Origin of the sequence: Streptomyces sp. NPDC002896 (assembly GCF_040295225.1) — a bacterium.
Taxonomy (GTDB): domain Bacteria; phylum Actinomycetota; class Actinomycetes; order Streptomycetales; family Streptomycetaceae; genus Streptomyces.
Genome location: NZ_JBEOVA010000005.1, coordinates 93,940 through 111,313 on the forward strand (window position 1 = coordinate 93,940; position 17,374 = coordinate 111,313).

Consider the following 17,374-nt stretch of genomic DNA (forward strand, 5'->3'; position numbering starts at 1 on the left):
GCGTGGTCGGGTAGCGTCGGGGTTATGCAATTCGGATCTGGTGTGCCCACGGTCGAGGTCGGCGAGGTGTCGGCCGAGGACTTCCTGCTGGATGTCCGCGAGGACGATGAATGGGAGGCCGGCCACGTCGAGGGGGCGCTGCACATCCCCATCAGTGACTTCGTGGCCCGGTACGGCGAGCTGACCCAGGCGGCGCCGCAGGACGGCAGGGTTCATGTCATCTGCCGGTCGGGTGGGCGATCGGCGCAGGTCACGATGTACCTCGTGCAGCAGGGCATCGACGCGGTGAACGTCGACGGCGGTATGCAGATCTGGGCTGCTTCCGGCCGTCCGGTCGTGGACGCCAAGGGGCAGCCGGGCTTCGTGCTCTAAGGGCCGTAGCACTCGCAGGTCAGCTCAGAGCATGGGCGGCGAGCAGGTCGCCCAGTGCTTCCTCGTACGCCGCGGCCGGTCCGAGTGACAGCTCGAGGTGTTTGGCCCAGGCGTGGTAGCGGTGCAGCGGGTAGTCGGTGTCGGCGCCGAAGCCGCCGTGGAGATGCTGGGCCGTCTGTACGACCCGTCGTACGCCGTCGGATGCCCAGATCTTGGCGACCGCCACATCGCCCGACGCCGGCAGCGCGCCACCCGCGGCCGTGCTGATGCGCCAGGCGGCCTGCCAGAGGGTGGCCTCCATCGCGCGCAGGTCGATGTACCGGTCGGCGGCCTGCACGGCGACGGCCTGGAAGGTGGCGATCGGGAACCCGAACTGCTCGCGTTTGCCGGTGTACTCGCTGGTCATGGCGAGCACGCCCTCGCCGAGGCCCAGCGCCAGCGCGCAGGTGCCGGTGGCGAGGAGGTTCCGCAGCCACTCCCAGGCCCCCTCGGCTTCGACGACGTCGCGGGCGCGGACGCGTACGGAGTCCAGGCGGAGTTCGCCGAGGCGTTCGCCGCTCGTGGAGACCTGCTCGGCGAGCTCCGTGCCCTCGTGGCCGCGGGGAACGAGCGCCAGAACGGTGCGCCCATCGCCGGTGTGCGCGGGGATCAGGACCAGATCGGCGTTCTGCGCCCAGGGCACGGCTGTCTGGACGCCTTCCAGCACCCATGCGTCGCCGTCCCGCTCCGCGGTGACGGCGAGTTCGGCCGGGTCGTGGCCGGTACGGCCGCCTGCGGCCACGGTCAGGACGAGCTCACCGCGTGCGGCACGCGGGAGTATGTCGCGCTTCAGTTCGTCGCCGCCGTGGGTCTGTACGGCGTCTGCCGCGGCGCTGCTCTCCAGCAGCGGGACGCGGGCGAGCACTTTCGCGGATTCCCGCAGTACGAGGCAGAGGGCGATGGCGTCCAGGCCGGCGCCGCCGTACTCGGGTCCCAGCAGCAGACTCAGCAGATCGGTGTCGGCGAGCCTGGCCCACAGCGCCCGGTCGAAGTCCTCGGCGACGGCGCCCGGGGTGAGGGCGGGGCTGGGTACGCCGTCCGGTGTGTCCCCGGCGAACACTGCTTTCGCCGCCTCTGCGGCCGCCTGCTGTTCCTCGGTGAAGGTGAAGTCCACGGCCTGTCCTCCCGCGATACGGCGACCGATATGGGCACGGGCACTGGCAGTCGATCGATCCGGCGGTCCGGGCCATCGATCTGACGGTGCGTCAAGATAGAACAGGTTCTATGAGAAGGGAACGGCGCGAGCAGATTCCGGAGCCGAACCGCTCTCCACCTGCACCCTCCGGCCGTCGGGCGGCCTGTTGCTTCGGGTTCCGGACGGGACGCGAGCGCGGACCGGCGCCGTAAGGTGTCAACCCTGTGGACAACGTCACGGACCGCTGTGCCGGGCGGGCAGACCTGGGTACCGTCCGGTGCGAAAGTCGGCAATCGGGGATCGGGGATCGGGGCGGAATGGACGCGTACGACAAGGGCTCGAGCGCCTGGGCCGCCCGACCCGCCACGTCCTCCGCCGCCGCTGCGCAGCCCGCCCCTGCTCAGGCCCAGCCGCCGCCACCTTTCCAGGATCAGCCCCCGCCGCCCCCTCCCCGGACCGGCATAGCAGCGCTCTCCTTCCGCTACCAGATCGTCGCCGCGCTCGCGCTCGGGACGATCGCGCTTGCTGCGTGTGCGCACCTCGCGATGGTGTTTCTGCACGTCGCTCCGTCGAACACCGTGACCAAGCAGCACGGGCAGGCGATCAACGACTGGATATATCCCGAGTTCGAGCAGAACTGGAAGCTCTTCGCCCCCAACCCCCTGCAGCAGAACATCTCGGTGCAGGCGCGGGCCGAGGTCCGTACCGCGGACGGAGCCGTCCGGACGACCGGCTGGTACGACCTCTCCGCGCAGGACGGAGCCGCCATCGACGGCAACCTCCTGCCGAGCCACACCCAGCAGAACGAACTGCGCCGGGCGTGGGACTTCTACCTCTCCTCGCACGATGCCGAGAACCGCCCGGCCGGTCTGCGCGGTGACCTCTCGGAGCGCTACATACGCCGCATCGTCGTGCTGCGTATCGAGCGCGAGAACCCCGGCGGACGTGGCGCCGTCATCGAGCGCGTCCAGGTCCGTTCGAGGACGGCCAATGTGGCGCCGCCCGAGTGGAGCGACGAGAAGATCGACACCCGGCCCGTGTTCCGTGAGCTCCCCTGGTGGCCGGTGACGCCGGACGACGCGCCTCTGGCTCGCAACACGAAGGCGGAGGTGAGCGGCCGGTGAACCGTCTCGACCGTCCCGAGCGGCCGGTCGCGTTGCTCGCGCGCGGCATCGCGAGCGTCACCGCGACCGCACTCGGCCCGTACCAGACCGCGGTGATCCGTATCGGCTTCTCCGCGACCTGGCTGCTGTTCCTCCTGCGCGAGCTGCCGAACCGGCATGAGCTGTACGGGCCCGAAGGCCCGTGGAACTGGGACATGGCCCAGCAGCTCATCGCGAGCAACCACGCCTTCACGGCGCTGATGTGGTCCGACAGCGGGCTGTGGTTCGAGACGGTCTACGCGCTGGCGATGGTCTCCAGCGCCCTGCTGATGGTCGGCTGGCGCACCCGCACGATGTCCGTGCTCTTCATGGTCGGGGTGCTGTCGCTGCAGAACCGCAGCGTCTTCATGGGCGATGGCGGCGACAACGTCATTCACCTGATGTCGGTCTATCTGGTGCTCACGCGCTGCGGGCAGGTCTGGTCTCTGGACGCACGGCGGCTGCGGCGCGCGCAGGCGGCACGCGCGCGTGAGGCCTCACACACGCGTGAGGAGGCACGCGCGCGTGGCGAGGCCGAGCGTTCCGGGGTGGACGAGAGCGGACAGCCCTGGAACGAGGGTGGACAGCCCGGCAACGAGAGCGTGCATCTCCAGGACGAGAGCCGGGACAGGGTCGGTCCGGTCCTGTGGTGGGTGCTCGGGCTCGCGCTCTCCGCCGTGACGTTCATGGGCGAACTGCGCTGGGGCTGGCTGCTGGTCTTCTGGGGCCTGTGGGCTGTACACGGCCTGTGGTGGGTCGTCGGGCGACGCGCACCGGGCGGGGAGCCGCGTGTGCTCCTCGACATCGTCGCCAATCTCGTCCACAACGCCGCACTCTTCGTGATCATGGCCGAGGCCTGTCTGATCTACGCCACCGCGGGCTGGTACAAGGTCCAGGGCAGCCGTTGGCAGGACGGCACCGCGGTCTACTACCCGCTCCAGCTCGACTCTTTCTCGCCCTGGCCCGCCCTCTCCGACGCGCTCGCCGCCCACGGCACCCTCGTGATGCTGATGACGTACGGGACGGTCGCGGTCCAGGTCGCCTTTCCGTTCACCCTCTTCAACAGGCGCGTCAAGAACGTCCTGCTGGCTGCGATGATCTGCGAGCACGCCGTCATCGCCGTCGTGCTCGGCCTGCCGTTCTTCTCGCTCGCGATGATCAGCGCTGATGCGGTCTTCCTGCCGACGTCGTTCCTCAGGCGCGTGGGCGGATGGGCGGCACGCGCGCGTGGCGGGCTGTTTTCGCGCGGGCGCGGGTCCCGGCGGGAACGCAAGGTGCCGGGACAGCGCCGGGGCAAGGAGCCGGACCCGGAAAGCGCGGAGCACGCGCGCGTAGGCTTCACGGCATGAACGAGCCCTCTGCCCCAGCCGCCGCTGCCGCGCCCACGGACGCGGTACGCACCTGGCGAGGGCTCGCCGACACCGCCGTACTGCTCGACGGATTCCACGCCCTCAAACACGCCATGCGCTTCGGCGCGCAGATCCCTGTCGCCCTGACCAGCGACCGGGCGGCTGTGCTCGGCCTGGCCGAGGACCTCGCCCCCGACCTGCGGGATCCGCTCGGTGCGCTGCTGGTCGAGGTCACGGACGAGACGCTGCGGGCCCTCGTCCCCCGAATCCACCCCACCGGTGTGGCCGCCCTGGCCGTACGTCCCTCGCGCACCGCCAATCTGGAGGTGCTGGCGCGTATGCCCCGCTCGGCGCCGGTGGTGGTGCTCGACAACCCGCGCAACCTGGGCAACGCCGGAGCGGTCATCCGTCTCGCGGCCGGTTTCGGGGTGACGGGCGTGGTGACCACGGGCACCCTCGACCCCTGGCATCCGACGGTCGTCCGCGGCGGTGCGGGGCTGCACTTCGGCACGGCGGTGGAGCGCCTGGACGTCGCCGGTCTGCCGCAGGGGCCGCTGTTCGCGCTCGACGCGGAGGGCGAGGACATCCGGGGCTTGAAGATCCCGGACGACGCGGTCCTCGCCTTCGGCTCCGAGCGCAGCGGGCTGTCCGGCGAGGTCCGCGGGCGGGCGGACCACTTGGTGTCACTGCCGATGCGGCCCCAGGTCTCCAGCTACAACCTGGCTACCAGCGTGGCCATGGCCCTCTACCACTGGTCCGCCTTCCACTGACCGCCGGCGGCACGGAAGTCACCGGCACGGAAGTCACCGGCACGGAAGGGAAAGTGTGACCTCGTGCGACTGGCCCGCTTCCCCGCTGCCCTTACGCCTCGCGTCGCACCTCCACCACCCGGAACCGGTTCGCCACGAACGCACCGTCGCACAGGGCCGAGTTCGCCGCCGGGTTGCCGCCCGAGCCGTGGAAGTCGGAGAACGCGGCAGTCTGGTTGACGTACACGCCGCCCGTGAGGTTCAGGGACAGCTGGGCGCACTCCTCAAGGCACGCCTCCTCGATCGACTGGGAGACCTCGTCCGACGTCGTGTACGCACCGACGGTCATCGCCCCCTTGTCGCGCACCGTGCTCCGCAGCAGCTCCACGGCGTCCGCCGCCGAGTCGACCGCGACGGCGAATGAGACCGGGCCGAAGCACTCGCTCCGATACGCCGCCTCGTCGTCCGGCTTGGCGCCGTCGAGCTTCACGATCAGCGGCGTACGTACCACGGCGTCGGGGAACTCCGGGTTGTTGATCTCCCGCGAGGGCAGGGCGACCTCGCCCAGGCCGGATGCGGCCTCCAGGCGGGCCTTCACATCCGGGTTGACCAGGGCGCCCAGGAGCGCGTTGGCGCGCGCGTCGTCGCCCAGCAGTCCGCTCACCGCGGCGGCAAGGTCGGCCACGAGCTCGTCGTAGGTCTTGTGGCCCGCGTCCGTGGTGACGCCCTCACGCGGGATCAGCAGATTCTGCGGGGTGGTGCACATCTGGCCGCTGTAGAGGGACAGAGAGAAGGCGAGGTTGGCCAGCATGCCCTGGTAGTCGTCGGTCGACTCGACGACGACCGTGTTGACGCCGGCCTTCTCCGTGTACACCTGCGCCTGGCGGGCGTTGGCCTCCAGCCACTCGCCGAACGCCGTCGAGCCCGTGTAGTCGATGATCTTGATTTCGGGGCGTACGGCGAGGGTCTTGGCGATGCCCTCGCCCGGGCGCTCGGCGGCCAGGGCCACCAGGTTCGGGTCGAAGCCCGCCTCGGCGAGCACCTCGCGGGCCACCTGCACGGTGAGGGCGAGCGGCAGCACCGCGCGGGGGTGCGGCTTGACCAGCACGGCGTTTCCGGTGGCCAGGGAGGCGAAGAGGCCCGAGTAGCCGTTCCAGGTCGGGAAGGTGTTGCAGCCGATCACCAGGGCGATGCCGCGCGGCACGGCCGTGAACTGCTTGCTCAGCGCCAGCGGGTCCCGCTTGCCCTGCGGCTTCGTCCACTCCGCGGTGTCCGGGGTCCGGGCCTGCTCCACGTACGCGTACGCCACCGCTTCGAGGCCGCGATCCTGGGCGTGCGGGCCGCCCGCCTGGAACGCCATCATGAAGGCCTGTCCGCTGGTGTGCATGACCGCGTGTGCGAACTCGTGCGTGCGGGCGCTGATCCGGGCCAGGATCTCCAGACACGTCACCGCACGCAGCTCCGCGCCCGCGTCCCGCCACGCGCGCATGCCCGCGCGCATCGCGGGCAGCAGGGCGTCGATGTCCGCATGCGGATAGGTGATGCCCAGCGCCGGTCCGTACGGCGAGACCTCGCCGCCGACCCAGTCGTCCGTGCCCGGCTGGCCGAGATCCATGCGGCTGCCCAGGAGAGCGTCGAAGGCGGCCTTGCCGTCGGCCGCACTCAGGCTGCCGTCCTCGCCGTAGGCCTTGGGGTGCTCGGGGTGCGGGGACCAGTACGCGCGCGTGCGGATCGTTTCCAGCGCCTGGTCGAGAGTGGGCCGGTGCTTGTCGATCAGCTGGTGCGCGGTGAGTTCGGCGGTCATCGGGGACCAACTCCTCCTCGGACCGGCTCGTCGTCGAGCCGGCGGGCTGGGCGGTGGGCGACTGGGCTTGCTGAGCAGAGTGAGCGGCTGGGAAAAGTGAGCGGCTGGGCAGGAACGGACTGACAGAGCTAGAGTAACCGAACGATCGGTCGGGACAAGGGGGGTCCGCCGAGCCTGTGGAAAACCCGGTGCGGGAGGATCGCGAGCATGACAGGACTTGACCCGGGCCGCTCCGGCCCCAGCCGCGCTGGTCACGACGCTGACAGTCCCGGTCGGGGCACCCCGGTCGGCGTGGTGGGCACCGGCACCATGGGCCAGGGCATAGCCCAGGTGGCGCTGCTCGCCGGCCATCCGGTGCGGCTGTACGACGCCGCGCCGGGCCGTGCGAAAGCGGCTGCCGAGGCGATCGACGCCCGGCTCGGCCGGCTCGTCGAGAAGGGCCGGCTGACCGGTGCGGAACGTGACGCGGCGATTGCCCGTCTGCAGCCGGCCGAAAGCACCGCCGACCTCGCCGGATCCGGCCTGATCGTCGAGGCGGTCGTCGAGCGGCTCGACGTCAAGCAGCAGCTGTTCCGCGAGCTCGAGGACGTCGTCGGCGACGACTGCCTGCTGGCCACCAACACCTCGTCGCTGTCCGTTACAGCGATCGCCGGCGCGCTGCGCAACCCGGGCAGGTTCGTCGGGCTGCACTTCTTCAACCCGGCACCGCTGATGCCGCTCGTGGAGGTCGTCTCCGGCTTCGCGACGGACGTGGCATCGGCCACGCGCGCGTACGAGACGGCCCGCTCCTGGGGGAAGACCCCCGTGGCCTGCGCCGACACCCCCGGCTTCATCGTGAACCGCATCGCGCGACCCTTCTACGCCGAGGCGTTCACGGTGTACGAGCACCAGGGCGCAGACCCCGCCACGATCGACGCGGTGCTCCGCGAGTCGGGCGGTTTCCGGATGGGCGCGTTCGAGCTGACCGACCTCATCGGGCAGGACGTCAACGAAGCCGTCACGCGCTCCGTGTGGGAGTCCTTCTTCCAGGACGCGCGCTTCGCTCCATCGCTCGTCCAGCGCCGCCTGGTCGAGGCCGGGATGCTGGGCCACAAGTCGGGCCGTGGCTGGTACGCGTACGGGGACGGCGCCGAGCAGCCCGAACCGCACACCGCCGACCCGGCCGAGCCCCCGGCGTACGTCGTCGCCGAGGGCGATCTCGGTCCCGCCCGCGACCTCCTCGCGCTGATCCGCGAGGCGGGCATCACGGTGCGCGAGGAGGACGAGGACCAGGGCACGCGGCTGGCGCTGCCCGGCGGCGGACAGCTGGCGCTCGCGGACGGCCAGACGTCCGTCGAGTTCCGCGACGTGGTCTATTTCGACCTGGCGCTCGACTACCGCGCGGCGACCCGGATCGCTCTGTCGGCCTCGCAGGACACCTCCGCGCGGACGGTCGCCGAGGCCACCGGGCTCTTCCAGGCGCTCGGCAAGGACGTCAGTGTCATCGGCGACGTCCCCGGCATGATCGTCGCCCGTACCGTCGCCCGGCTCATCGACCTGGCCTTCGACGCCGTCGCCAAGGGCGTGGCCACGGAGGAGGACATCGACACGGCGATGCGGCTGGGCGTCAACTACCCGCTGGGGCCCGTCGAATGGAGCCGGAAGCTCGGCAGGAACTGGGCGTACGCCCTGCTGGACGATCTGCACATGCGTGATCCGTCCGGCCGCTGCGCGCCGTCACTGGCCCTCTACCGGCACGCGTACGCCTCCGAGAAGCGGGAGTCCGCCTCATGACCGCCGCCAAGCGCGACACCTACACGCCCGAGACGCTGCTCTCCGTCGCCGTCGAGGTCTTCATCGAGCGCGGCTACGACGGCACGTCCATGGAGCACCTCTCCAAGGCGGCGGGCATCTCGAAGTCGTCGATCTACCACCATGTCGCGGGCAAGGAGGAGCTGCTGCGGCGGGCCGTCAGCCGGGCGCTCGACGGGCTGTTCGGGATCCTCGACGAGGAGCACGCGCGCGTGGGGCGCGCCGTGGAGCGTCTCGAGTACGTCACGCGCCGCATGGTCGAGGTCCTCATCGCCGAACTGCCGTACGTGACGCTGCTGCTGCGCGTGCGCGGCAACACCGGCACCGAACGCTGGGCCCTGGAGCGCCGCCGCGACTTCGACCACCGCGTGGCCGACCTGCTGAAGGCCGCGGCCGCCGACGGCGACGTACGCGGGGACGTCGAGGTCCGGCTGGCGACCCGGCTGGTCTTCGGCATGATCAACTCGATCGTGGAGTGGTACCGGCCCGACGGCCGGGGGGCCGGAGTGCAGGAAATCGCCGACGCCGTAGTGCAGTTGGTCTTCTCCGGACTCCGCAAGGAGGACTGAGGCGCCGCTTCGCGGCCGCGGTCGGTCAGGTCTCCGCGTCCAGGTCGTCCTCCTCGAAGACCAGCAACGTGCGCGTGCTGAGCACTTCGGGGATGGCCTGCAGCTTGGTGAGCACGACATCGCGCAGCGCCCTGGTGTCCGGCGTGTGCACCAGCAGCAGAACGTCGAAGTCACCGCTCACCAGGGCGATGTGCGCGGCCTCGGGCAGGGCCCGCAGCTGTTCGCGCACCGTGCGCCAGGAGTTCTGCACGATCTTGAGGGTGATGTAGGCGGAGGCGCCCTGCCCGGCCCGCTCGTGGTCGATGCGGGCGCTGAACCCGCGGATCACGCCGTCCTCGATGAGCCGGTTGATGCGGGCGTACGCATTGGCCCGGGACACATGGACGCGATCCGCCACGGACCGTATCGACGCCCGGCCGTCCGCCTGGAGCAACTGCAGGATGTCGCGGTCTATGGCGTCCAGGGGGCGGAGCCCGCTCCCCGGACGGTCGGCCGGCGGACGGGACTGGCTCTCCGGACGGCCGGACTCCACCCCTTCGGCCATTCGTTCAGATGCCATGTCCCCCCGCCTCTCTACCATGGACGTACTGCCTCCATCCCAGGTTGTGGAGAACCGATTGTCCACAGCCTGGAGCCGCCTGTAGCCAAAATGTGCCGACGACCGAACAATCGGTAGGTGAGGCGCATCACACGCCGCGCCTCTCGGACGCTCCCACGAGGAGACCTCCCCCGGCCCTTCGGAGTCGGGGGCACAGCACGAGGAGGTGCACGCGGTGAAGAGTCGCAGCCTGTCGGTCATGGATCAGCGGGGCGCTTACCGGCCCGCTCCGCCCCCGGCCTGGCAGCCCCGTACGGACCCCGCGCCGCTGCTGCCGGACGCCGAGCCGTACCGCGTCCTGGGCACCGAGGCCGCCCGCAAGGCCGACCCCGGGCTGCTGCGCCGCCTGTACGGAGAGCTGGTGCGCGGCCGCAGGTACAACGCGCAGGCGACGGCCCTCACCAAGCAGGGCAGGCTCGCCGTCTATCCGTCGAGCAGCGGGCAGGAGGCCTGCCAGGTCGCGGCCGCCCTCGCCCTCGAGGACCGGGACTGGCTCTTCCCCAGCTACCGCGACACGCTCGCCGCCATAGCCCGCGGCCTCGACCCCGTCCAGGCACTGACCCTGCTGCGCGGCGACTGGCACACCGGCTACGACCCGCGCGAACACCGCATCGCGCCCCTCTGCACGCCCCTGGCGACGCAGCTGCCGCACGCCGTGGGCCTCGCCCATGCGGCCCGCCTCAAGGGCGACGACGTCGTCGCGCTGGCCATGGTGGGCGACGGCGGCACCAGCGAGGGCGACTTCCACGAGGCGCTGAACTTCGCGGCGGTGTGGCAGGCGCCTGTCGTCTTCCTCGTCCAGAACAACGGCTTCGCGATCTCCGTGCCGCTCGCCAAGCAGACCGCGGCCCCGTCGCTCGCCCACAAGGCCGTGGGCTACGGCATGCCCGGGCGGCTCGTCGACGGCAACGACGCGGTCGCGGTGCACGAGGTGCTCACCGACGCCGTGCGGCACGCGCGCGCGGGCGGCGGCCCGACCCTCGTCGAGGCGGTGACCTACCGCATCGACGCCCATACGAACGCCGACGACGCCACGCGCTACCGCGGCGACGAAGAGGTCGAGGCCTGGCGCCGGCACGACCCGATCGCGCTGCTGGAGCGCGAGCTCACCGACCGCGGGCTGCTCGACGAGGATGCCGTCCGCGAGGCGCGCGAGGACGCCGAGGAGATGGCCGCGGACCTGCGCGCCCGCATGAACCAGGACCCGCAGCTCGACCCCATGGACCTCTTCGCCCACGTGTACGCAGAGCCGACCCCGCAACTGCGCGAGCAGGCCGCCCAGTTGCGGGCCGAACTCGCCGCGGAGGCCTTGGACAGCACGGAGGCCCCGGACGCCGCGGACACCTCCGATATCGCGGACACGACGCTGGAAGGGACCGGACGATGACCACCGTCGCGGCCAAACCGGCCGCCGTCGCCGCCAAGCCGGCCACCATGGCGCAGGCACTCGGGCGGGCACTGCGCGACGCGATGGCCGAGGACCCGGCCGTCCATGTGATGGGCGAGGACGTCGGGACGCTCGGCGGGGTCTTCCGGGTCACCGACGGGCTCGCCAGGGAGTTCGGCGACGACCGCTGCACGGACACCCCGCTCGCGGAGGCAGGCATCCTGGGGACCGCCGTCGGCATGGCGATGTACGGGCTGCGGCCCGTGGTGGAGATGCAGTTCGACGCCTTCGCCTACCCCGCGTTCGAGCAGCTCGTCTCGCATGTGGCCCGGATGCGGAACCGCACCAAGGGCAGGATGCCGCTGCCCCTCACGGTGCGCGTGCCCTACGGCGGCGGCATCGGCGGCGTGGAGCACCACAGCGACTCCTCCGAGGCGTACTACATGGCGACGCCCGGAGTTCACGTCGTCACGCCCGCCACGGTCGCCGACGCCTACGGGCTGCTGCGGGACGCCATCGCCTCCGACGACCCGGTCGTCTTCCTGGAACCGAAGCGCCTGTACTGGTCCAAGGCCGACTGGAACCCCGAGCATCCGCTGACCGTTGAACCCATAGGCCGCGCGGTGGTGCGGCGCCCGGGCCGGAGCGCCACGCTCATCACGTACGGCCCGTCGTTGCCCGTCTGCCTGGAGGCGGCCGAGGCGGCGCGGGCGGAGGGCTGGGACCTCGAAGTCGTCGATCTGCGCTCCCTGGTGCCGTTCGACGATGAGACGGTGTGCGCGTCGGTGCGGCGGACCGGGCGCGCGGTCGTCGTGCACGAGTCGGGCGGGTTCGGTGGTCCGGGAGGGGAGATCGCGGCACGGGTCACCGAGCGCTGCTTCCACCACCTCGAGGCGCCGGTGCTGCGCGTGACGGGGTTCGACATCCCGTATCCGCCGCCTATGCTCGAGCGGCACCACCTGCCTGGCGTCGACCGGATCCTGGACGCCGTGGCACGGCTGCAGTGGGAGGCGGAGAGCTGATGGCGCAGGCTTCTGAGATGCACAGTCTTGAATTCAGACTGCCTGACCTGGGCGAAGGGCTCACCGAGGCGGAGATCGTCCGCTGGCTGGTGGAGGTCGGCGATCTCGTCGCCGTCGACCAGCCGGTCGTCGAGGTGGAGACGGCCAAGGCGATGATCGAGGTCCCGTGCCCGTATGGGGGCGTGGTGACCGCGCGCTTCGGTGAGGAGGGCACGGAACTGCCCGTGGGAGCCCCCCTGCTGACGGTGGCGGTGGGGGCGCCTGCCGCCGGTTCGGCCGGGGATGGAGCAGCCGGGGGCGGTCCAGCCGGGAACGGTTCAGCTGTGGGCGGGCCGGGAGAAATCGTCCGGGGAGAAGCGGGCTCAGGAGGAACGGCGCCGGTCGGCGCGCGGACGTCCCCCAGCCCGTCGCCGTCCCCGAGCCAGAGGCCGTCCCCGAGCTCGAGGCCGTCCGGCTCGTCCGGAGGGGACTCATCCGGCGGGTCCTCGGGCAATGTCCTCGTCGGCTACGGCACGGGCGCCGCACCCGCGCGACGCCGCAGGGTCCGCCCGGCGGCTCCCGCACCGGCGGCCGAGGCGCAGGCGACCTCCGAAGCACCCGTGCGCGATGAGGGCCCGGTGCCGGTCATGTCCCCTCTCGTACGGAAGCTGGCCCGGGAACACGGCCTGGACCTGCACGAGTTGGCCGGTTCCGGACCCGAGGGGCTGATCACGCGTGCCGACGTCGAGGACGCCGTACGGGCCGCGGGGCGAGCAGGTGCGCCGACCCGGGCAGGGCTAGGCGTCCCCGCACCGGCCGAGACTGGCGCAGCGCGGGCGGGGCAGGGCCTCGCGCCGGAGCCCGCGGACCTCCTGCGGACCGGACACGCCCCTGCTGCGGAGCCCGTGGCCGCGAGGGCCGGCGCACCCGCCCCCGGGATCACCGATGCCCCTGGTGTCCGCGTTCCGCTGCGCGGCGTCCGTGGCGCGGTCGCCGACAAGCTCTCGCGCAGCCGCCGCGAGATACCCGACGCGACCTGCTGGGTGGACGCGGACGCCACGGAACTGATGCAGGCACTGGCGGCCATGCAGAGTCATCCCGGCGGATACGCCCGGACTCCCGAGGCGGGCGGTCAGAAGATCTCGCTACTCGCCCTGCTCGCCCGCATCTGCACCGCTGCCCTCGCCCGCTACCCGGAGCTCAACTCCAGGGTGGACATGGAGGCCCGCGAGATCGTGCAGCTCGACCGGGTGCACCTGGGGTTCGCCGCGCAGACCGAGCGTGGGCTCGTCGTGCCCGTCGTGCGGGACGCGCACACGCGGAACGTGGAGTCCCTGAGCGCGGAGATCGCCCGGCTGACCGAGTCGGCCCGGGCCGGGACGCTGACCCCGGGCGAGCTCACCGGCTCCACCTTCACGCTGAACAACTACGGGGTGTTCGGGGTCGACGGCTCCACGCCGATCATCAACCACCCGGAGGCCGCCATGCTGGGTGTGGGCCGGATCGCCCCCAAGCCCTGGGTGTACCAAGGGGAGTTGGCGGTGCGGAAGGTCGTACAGCTCTCACTGACCTTCGACCACCGGGTCTGCGACGGCGGCACGGCGGGAGGCTTCCTGCGCTACGTGGCGGACTGCGTAGAGCAGCCGGCGGTGCTGCTGCGCACGCTCTGAGCCCCGGCCCTCGAAGACGCGACCTGCTACGGCTTCTTACGATGCGGTCGCGGGGGTGGCAATGATCCTTCGGACGCCCATACTCGGGGCATGAGCGCGTACGAGGCCGAGCCCCAGGCCGACCCCGAGCCCCAGGCCGTCCCCGTGGCCGCCTACGACGCAGTGATCCTCGCCGGGGGCGCCGCGCGGCGGCTCGGCGGCGCGGACAAACCGGCGCTGCGCGTGGGCGGCAGGGCCCTGCTCGACCGGGTGCTCGCGGCCTGTGCCGGTGCCTCCACCACGGTCGTCGTGGCCGGGCGCAGGCCCATCGTGCGGCCCGTGGTGTGGGCGCGCGAGGAACCGCCGGGAGCCGGCCCCCTTGCCGCACTCGACGCGGGACTGCGCCGCACGACGGCGGAGAGCGTGGTCGTCCTCTCCGCGGACCTGCCGTTCCTGCACGAGGAAACGGTGCGTCGCCTGCTGAGCACCCTCCGGGAACGCGGCGCCGAAGGCGCGGTGCTGACCGACCCCGACGGCCGGGACCAGCCGCTCGTCGCGGCCTACCGGAGCGAACCCCTGCGCCGCGAACTGGCGCTGCTGGCCGCCGAACACGGCAGCCTGACCGGTCTGCCGCTGCGGCTGCTCACCGCGGAGCTCGAACTCACGCGTATTTCCGACCCCGTCGCGTCGTTCGACTGCGACACCTGGGAGGACGTCGCTGCCGCCCGGGCACGTATCAGGGAGCATGGGCACGTGTTGGATGAATGGATTACCGCAGTCAAGGACGAGCTGGGCATCGACCTGGACGTCGACGTCCGCCTGCTGCTCGATCTGGCCCGGGACGCGGCGCACGGCGTCGACCGGCCCGCGGCGCCGCTGACGACGTTTCTCGTCGGCTACGCGGCAGCCCAGGGCAAGGGCGGCCCGGAAGCCGTGGCCGAGGCGGCCCGCAGGGCCGCGGCTCTCGCGGACCGTTGGGCGAACGAGGACCGGCCCGACGCACCGGACGCCGGATGACCGGGCAGAAGGCCGATCCGAGCCGGGCAGCCGGGAGGGACCAAGCTGCCCAGCGCGCGCAGGGCAGCCACGACACCTGGGATACCGGTGCCGGTGCCGGTGCCGGTGCCGCTGTCCCTGCCGACGATCTCGACGACCTCGACATGGACGAGGCCATCGCCCTGGCCAGAGAGGGCCTGGCCTCCGGAACAGACGACCGCGCGCCCCGATCCCCCCGCGCCACCGCACATTCCGGCCAAGCCGAGCACGCCCACCAGGCTCACCAGGCTCACGACGCCCGCCAAGCCCCGCACGCCGATCACCCAGGCGGGTCTGCCCGCCAGGCCGGTCAACCCCCCTCCGATCCGCCGCCGGGCCACAAGGCCAAGCAGCGGCACGACCGGCACTCCGCCACGCCCTGGCCCGAGGCGCGCGCCATTGCCACTCGCGCGGCCCGCTCGGTGCCGCCGCCCGCCCCGGTCCCCGTACCGCTCGATGCCGCGCTCGGACTCGTTCTCGCCGCGCCCCTCACGGCGCTCACCGACCTGCCGTCCTTCGACTCCTCGGCCATGGACGGCTGGGCGGTGGCCGGGCCCGGCCCCTGGGACGTACGCGCGGACGGCATTCTCGCGGGTCACGAGGTACCGGAGCAGCTCGCCGACGGAGAGGCGGTCCGTATCGCCACCGGCGCCCGGGTGCCGCAGGACGCGACCGCCGTCGTCCGCAGCGAGCACGGCCGTATCGACGACAAGGGCCGTCTGCATGCCCAGCGCGAGGTCGTCCCGGGCCAGGACATCCGCCCCCGTGGACAGGAATGCCGCACCGGCGACCAACTGCTGCCGCCCGGCACGCTGGTCACTCCGGCGGTGCTGGGGCTCGCCGCGGCCGCGGGGTACGACGAGCTGTCCGCCGTCCCGAGGCCCCGCGTCGAAGTCCTCGTCCTGGGCGATGAGTTGCTGACCGAGGGCAGGCCACGCGACGGACTGATCCGGGATGCGCTCGGCCCGATGCTTCCGCCGTGGCTGCGCGCACTCGGCGCGGACGTCGTTTCCACCCGCCGGCTAGGCGACGACGCCGAGGCGCTGCACACGGCGATCTCCACGTCCGACGCCGACCTGATCCTCACGACCGGTGGAACGGCCGCTGGTCCCGTCGACCATGTCCACCCCACGCTGAGCCGCCTCGGTGCCGAGCTCCTCGTGAACGGCGTCAAGGTCCGCCCGGGTCACCCGATGCTGCTGGCCCGCACCAAGGAGAACCAGCACCTCGTAGGCCTGCCCGGCAATCCCCTGGCCGCCGTCTCCGGACTGCTGACGCTCGCCGAGCCCCTGCTGCGGGTCCTCGCCGGCCAGGCGCCCCCGGAGCCGTACACGGTGCCGGTGCGCGACGCCGTGCACGGGCACCCACAAGACACGCGGCTGGTGCCCGTGGTGATCCGGGCCGACCGGGCGGTGCCGTTGCACTACTACGGCCCGGCGATGCTGCGCGGAATCGCGGGGGCCGACGGTCTTGCCGTCGTACCGCCGGGCGGTGCGCAGCCGGGGCAGAACCTCGAAATCCTTGATCTTCCGTGGGCGCTGTCCGGAATCGGGGTGTGTTTCACGTGAAACTTCCGGGCCAGGACGCGATCGCCCGCCAGGCTGACGAACACCTCGTCACCCACCAGGTGAGTCTTCCCCGCCGGGTCGTCGAACGCCCCCTGCGCCAGGTCGCCAAGCGGCTCGCGATGGCCTTGGCGGTGCTGGTCGGCACCGCCTTCATCGTGTACGCCGACAGCGGCGGTTACAACGACAACTCCGACGGCCGAGTCGACCTGCTCGACGCCTTCTACTACGCGACCGTCACCCTCTCCACCACCGGATACGGCGACATCACACCGGTAAGCGACGGCGCCCGACTCACCAACATTTTCGTCATCACGCCCCTGCGCGTGCTGTTCCTGATCATTCTGGTCGGCACGACTCTCGAGGTCCTCACCGAACGGACCCGGGAGGAGTGGCGGCTGAACCGCTGGAGGTCCATCTTGCGCGACCACACCGTCGTCATCGGCTTCGGGACCAAAGGCCGGTCTGCGATCCAGACCGTGTGCGCGACGGGGTTGAAGAAGGAACAGGTCGTGGTCGTCGACCCCAGTGAGAAAGCCATCGAATCCGCGACGGCCAACGGATACGCGGGCATCGTCGGCGACGCGACCCGCAGCGATGTGCTGGTGCGCGCCGAGGTGCAGAAGGCACGCCAGATCATCATTGCCACCCAGCGCGACGACACCGCCGTCCTGGTCACCCTCACCGCCCGGCAGCTCAACCGCGCAGCGAAGATCGTGGCCGCGGTCCGTGAAGAGGAGAACGCGCCGCTGCTGCGCCAGTCGGGGGCCGACGTGGTGATCACCAGCGCCAGTGCCGCCGGCCGGCTGCTCGGCCTGTCCGTCCTGAGCCCGAGTGCGGGCATGGTCCTCGAGGACCTCATTCAGCAGGGCAGCGGCCTCGACATCGTCGAGCGGCCGGTCATAAAGGCCGAGGTGGGACGCGGGCCACGGGAGGTGGAGGACCTGGTGGTGAGCGTGGTGCGCGGCCATCGCGTGCTCGGCTACGACGATCCGTCCGTCGGGGAGCTGAAGTTGACGGACCGCCTGATCACCATCGTCCGTGCCACCCCGGGCACTCGGATCACGCCGGACATGCGCCCGCTGCCGCAGGACTGAGCGCGGCGAACCAGGACGAGGCGGCGAACCAGGACGAGAAGGACGGGAACTACGGAAAGGACGGGAACGGGAAGCACGGGGCGGAGGGGAAT

At 71.6% G+C, this 17,374-nt stretch carries 15 protein-coding genes; 12 read left to right on the forward strand and 3 right to left on the reverse strand.

What is annotated here, in order from left to right:
• The first annotated feature begins 42 nt into the window (after window positions 1-42).
• Complete coding sequence (locus ABT009_RS09895) at window positions 43-372, forward strand: rhodanese-like domain-containing protein (protein ID WP_351292165.1); 330 nt, start codon at window positions 43-45, stop codon at window positions 370-372.
• 19 nt (window positions 373-391) lie between these two features.
• Here ABT009_RS09895 and ABT009_RS09900 read toward each other — a convergent pair whose 3' ends face one another.
• On the reverse strand, window positions 392-1,525 hold the full coding sequence (locus ABT009_RS09900) for an acyl-CoA dehydrogenase family protein (RefSeq protein WP_351291501.1): 1,134 nt from the start codon (window positions 1,523-1,525) through the stop codon (window positions 392-394).
• Between the two features lie 338 nt (window positions 1,526-1,863).
• Here ABT009_RS09900 and ABT009_RS09905 point away from each other — a divergent pair, with 338 nt between their 5' ends.
• Genes ABT009_RS09905 through ABT009_RS09915 form a run of 3 tightly spaced genes read left to right on the forward strand, consistent with a single transcriptional unit; the run spans window position 1,864 to window position 4,807 of the window.
• A complete protein-coding gene (locus tag ABT009_RS09905) occupies window positions 1,864-2,670 on the forward strand; it encodes a DUF5819 family protein (protein ID WP_351291503.1) in 807 nt (268 codons plus the stop codon).
• The gene (locus tag ABT009_RS09910) at window positions 2,667-4,037 is read left to right on the forward strand and encodes an HTTM domain-containing protein (protein ID WP_351291505.1); all 1,371 of its coding nucleotides are present in this window, start codon (window positions 2,667-2,669) and stop codon (window positions 4,035-4,037) included. Before ABT009_RS09905 ends, ABT009_RS09910 begins: the two co-directional genes overlap by 4 nt.
• Window positions 4,034-4,807, forward strand: coding sequence for a TrmH family RNA methyltransferase (locus ABT009_RS09915; RefSeq protein WP_351291507.1), 774 nt, complete (start codon window positions 4,034-4,036; stop codon window positions 4,805-4,807). Before ABT009_RS09910 ends, ABT009_RS09915 begins: the two co-directional genes overlap by 4 nt.
• 91 nt (window positions 4,808-4,898) lie before the next feature.
• Here the strand turns inward: ABT009_RS09915 and paaN are convergent, their stop codons facing one another.
• Window positions 4,899-6,590 carry a phenylacetic acid degradation protein PaaN gene (paaN, locus tag ABT009_RS09920; protein WP_351291509.1) on the reverse strand — a complete coding sequence of 564 codons (1,692 nt, stop codon included), beginning with the start codon at window positions 6,588-6,590 and terminating at the stop codon, window positions 4,899-4,901.
• A gap of 207 nt (window positions 6,591-6,797) precedes the next feature.
• On the opposite strand from paaN, the gene ABT009_RS09925 reads away from it, so the two are divergent.
• Window positions 6,798-8,363: a 3-hydroxyacyl-CoA dehydrogenase gene (locus tag ABT009_RS09925; RefSeq protein ID WP_351291511.1), complete on the forward strand. Its 1,566-nt coding sequence runs from the start codon at window positions 6,798-6,800 to the stop codon at window positions 8,361-8,363.
• A complete protein-coding gene (locus tag ABT009_RS09930) occupies window positions 8,360-8,950 on the forward strand; it encodes a TetR/AcrR family transcriptional regulator (protein ID WP_351291513.1) in 591 nt (196 codons plus the stop codon). The genes ABT009_RS09925 and ABT009_RS09930 overlap by 4 nt, the downstream gene beginning before the upstream one ends.
• Before the next feature lie 25 nt (window positions 8,951-8,975).
• Here ABT009_RS09930 and ABT009_RS09935 read toward each other — a convergent pair whose 3' ends face one another.
• On the reverse strand, window positions 8,976-9,494 hold the full coding sequence (locus ABT009_RS09935; protein WP_502989850.1) for an Lrp/AsnC family transcriptional regulator: 519 nt from the start codon (window positions 9,492-9,494) through the stop codon (window positions 8,976-8,978).
• 244 nt (window positions 9,495-9,738) lie between these two features.
• On the opposite strand from ABT009_RS09935, the gene pdhA reads away from it, so the two are divergent.
• From pdhA to ABT009_RS09965, 6 genes are all read left to right on the forward strand, one after another.
• Window positions 9,739-10,935 carry a pyruvate dehydrogenase (acetyl-transferring) E1 component subunit alpha gene (pdhA, locus tag ABT009_RS09940; RefSeq protein WP_351292167.1) on the forward strand — a complete coding sequence of 399 codons (1,197 nt, stop codon included), beginning with the start codon at window positions 9,739-9,741 and terminating at the stop codon, window positions 10,933-10,935.
• Window positions 10,932-11,957: an alpha-ketoacid dehydrogenase subunit beta gene (locus tag ABT009_RS09945; RefSeq protein WP_351291518.1), complete on the forward strand. Its 1,026-nt coding sequence runs from the start codon at window positions 10,932-10,934 to the stop codon at window positions 11,955-11,957. The genes pdhA and ABT009_RS09945 overlap by 4 nt, the downstream gene beginning before the upstream one ends.
• Complete coding sequence (locus ABT009_RS09950; protein ID WP_351291520.1) at window positions 11,957-13,606, forward strand: dihydrolipoamide acetyltransferase family protein; 1,650 nt, start codon at window positions 11,957-11,959, stop codon at window positions 13,604-13,606. The genes ABT009_RS09945 and ABT009_RS09950 overlap by 1 nt, the downstream gene beginning before the upstream one ends.
• Window positions 13,607-13,696: 90 nt before the next feature.
• A complete protein-coding gene (locus ABT009_RS09955; RefSeq protein ID WP_351291522.1) occupies window positions 13,697-14,602 on the forward strand; it encodes an NTP transferase domain-containing protein in 906 nt (301 codons plus the stop codon).
• The gene (locus ABT009_RS09960) at window positions 14,599-16,188 is read left to right on the forward strand and encodes a molybdopterin molybdotransferase MoeA (RefSeq protein ID WP_351291524.1); all 1,590 of its coding nucleotides are present in this window, start codon (window positions 14,599-14,601) and stop codon (window positions 16,186-16,188) included. The genes ABT009_RS09955 and ABT009_RS09960 overlap by 4 nt, the downstream gene beginning before the upstream one ends.
• A complete protein-coding gene (locus ABT009_RS09965; RefSeq protein ID WP_351291526.1) occupies window positions 16,185-17,282 on the forward strand; it encodes a potassium channel family protein in 1,098 nt (365 codons plus the stop codon). Before ABT009_RS09960 ends, ABT009_RS09965 begins: the two co-directional genes overlap by 4 nt.
• Window positions 17,283-17,374 lie beyond the last annotated feature (92 nt).

Excerpts from the sequence above, each read along its gene's own strand:
- ABT009_RS09915 (WP_351291507.1), top strand. The coding sequence starts at position 4,034 with ATGAACGAGCCCTCTGCCCCAGCCGCCGCTGCCGCGCCCACGGACGCG.
- ABT009_RS09960 (WP_351291524.1), top strand. The coding sequence starts at position 14,599 with ATGACCGGGCAGAAGGCCGATCCGAGCCGGGCAGCCGGGAGGGACCAA.
- ABT009_RS09935 (WP_502989850.1), bottom strand. The coding sequence starts at position 9,494 with ATGGCCGAAGGGGTGGAGTCCGGCCGTCCGGAGAGCCAGTCCCGTCCG.
- ABT009_RS09930 (WP_351291513.1), top strand. The coding sequence starts at position 8,360 with ATGACCGCCGCCAAGCGCGACACCTACACGCCCGAGACGCTGCTCTCC.
- paaN (WP_351291509.1), bottom strand. The coding sequence starts at position 6,590 with ATGACCGCCGAACTCACCGCGCACCAGCTGATCGACAAGCACCGGCCC.
- ABT009_RS09925 (WP_351291511.1), top strand. The coding sequence starts at position 6,798 with ATGACAGGACTTGACCCGGGCCGCTCCGGCCCCAGCCGCGCTGGTCAC.
- ABT009_RS09945 (WP_351291518.1), top strand. The coding sequence starts at position 10,932 with ATGACCACCGTCGCGGCCAAACCGGCCGCCGTCGCCGCCAAGCCGGCC.
- ABT009_RS09950 (WP_351291520.1), top strand. The coding sequence starts at position 11,957 with ATGGCGCAGGCTTCTGAGATGCACAGTCTTGAATTCAGACTGCCTGAC.
- ABT009_RS09955 (WP_351291522.1), top strand. The coding sequence starts at position 13,697 with ATGAGCGCGTACGAGGCCGAGCCCCAGGCCGACCCCGAGCCCCAGGCC.
- ABT009_RS09905 (WP_351291503.1), top strand. The coding sequence starts at position 1,864 with ATGGACGCGTACGACAAGGGCTCGAGCGCCTGGGCCGCCCGACCCGCC.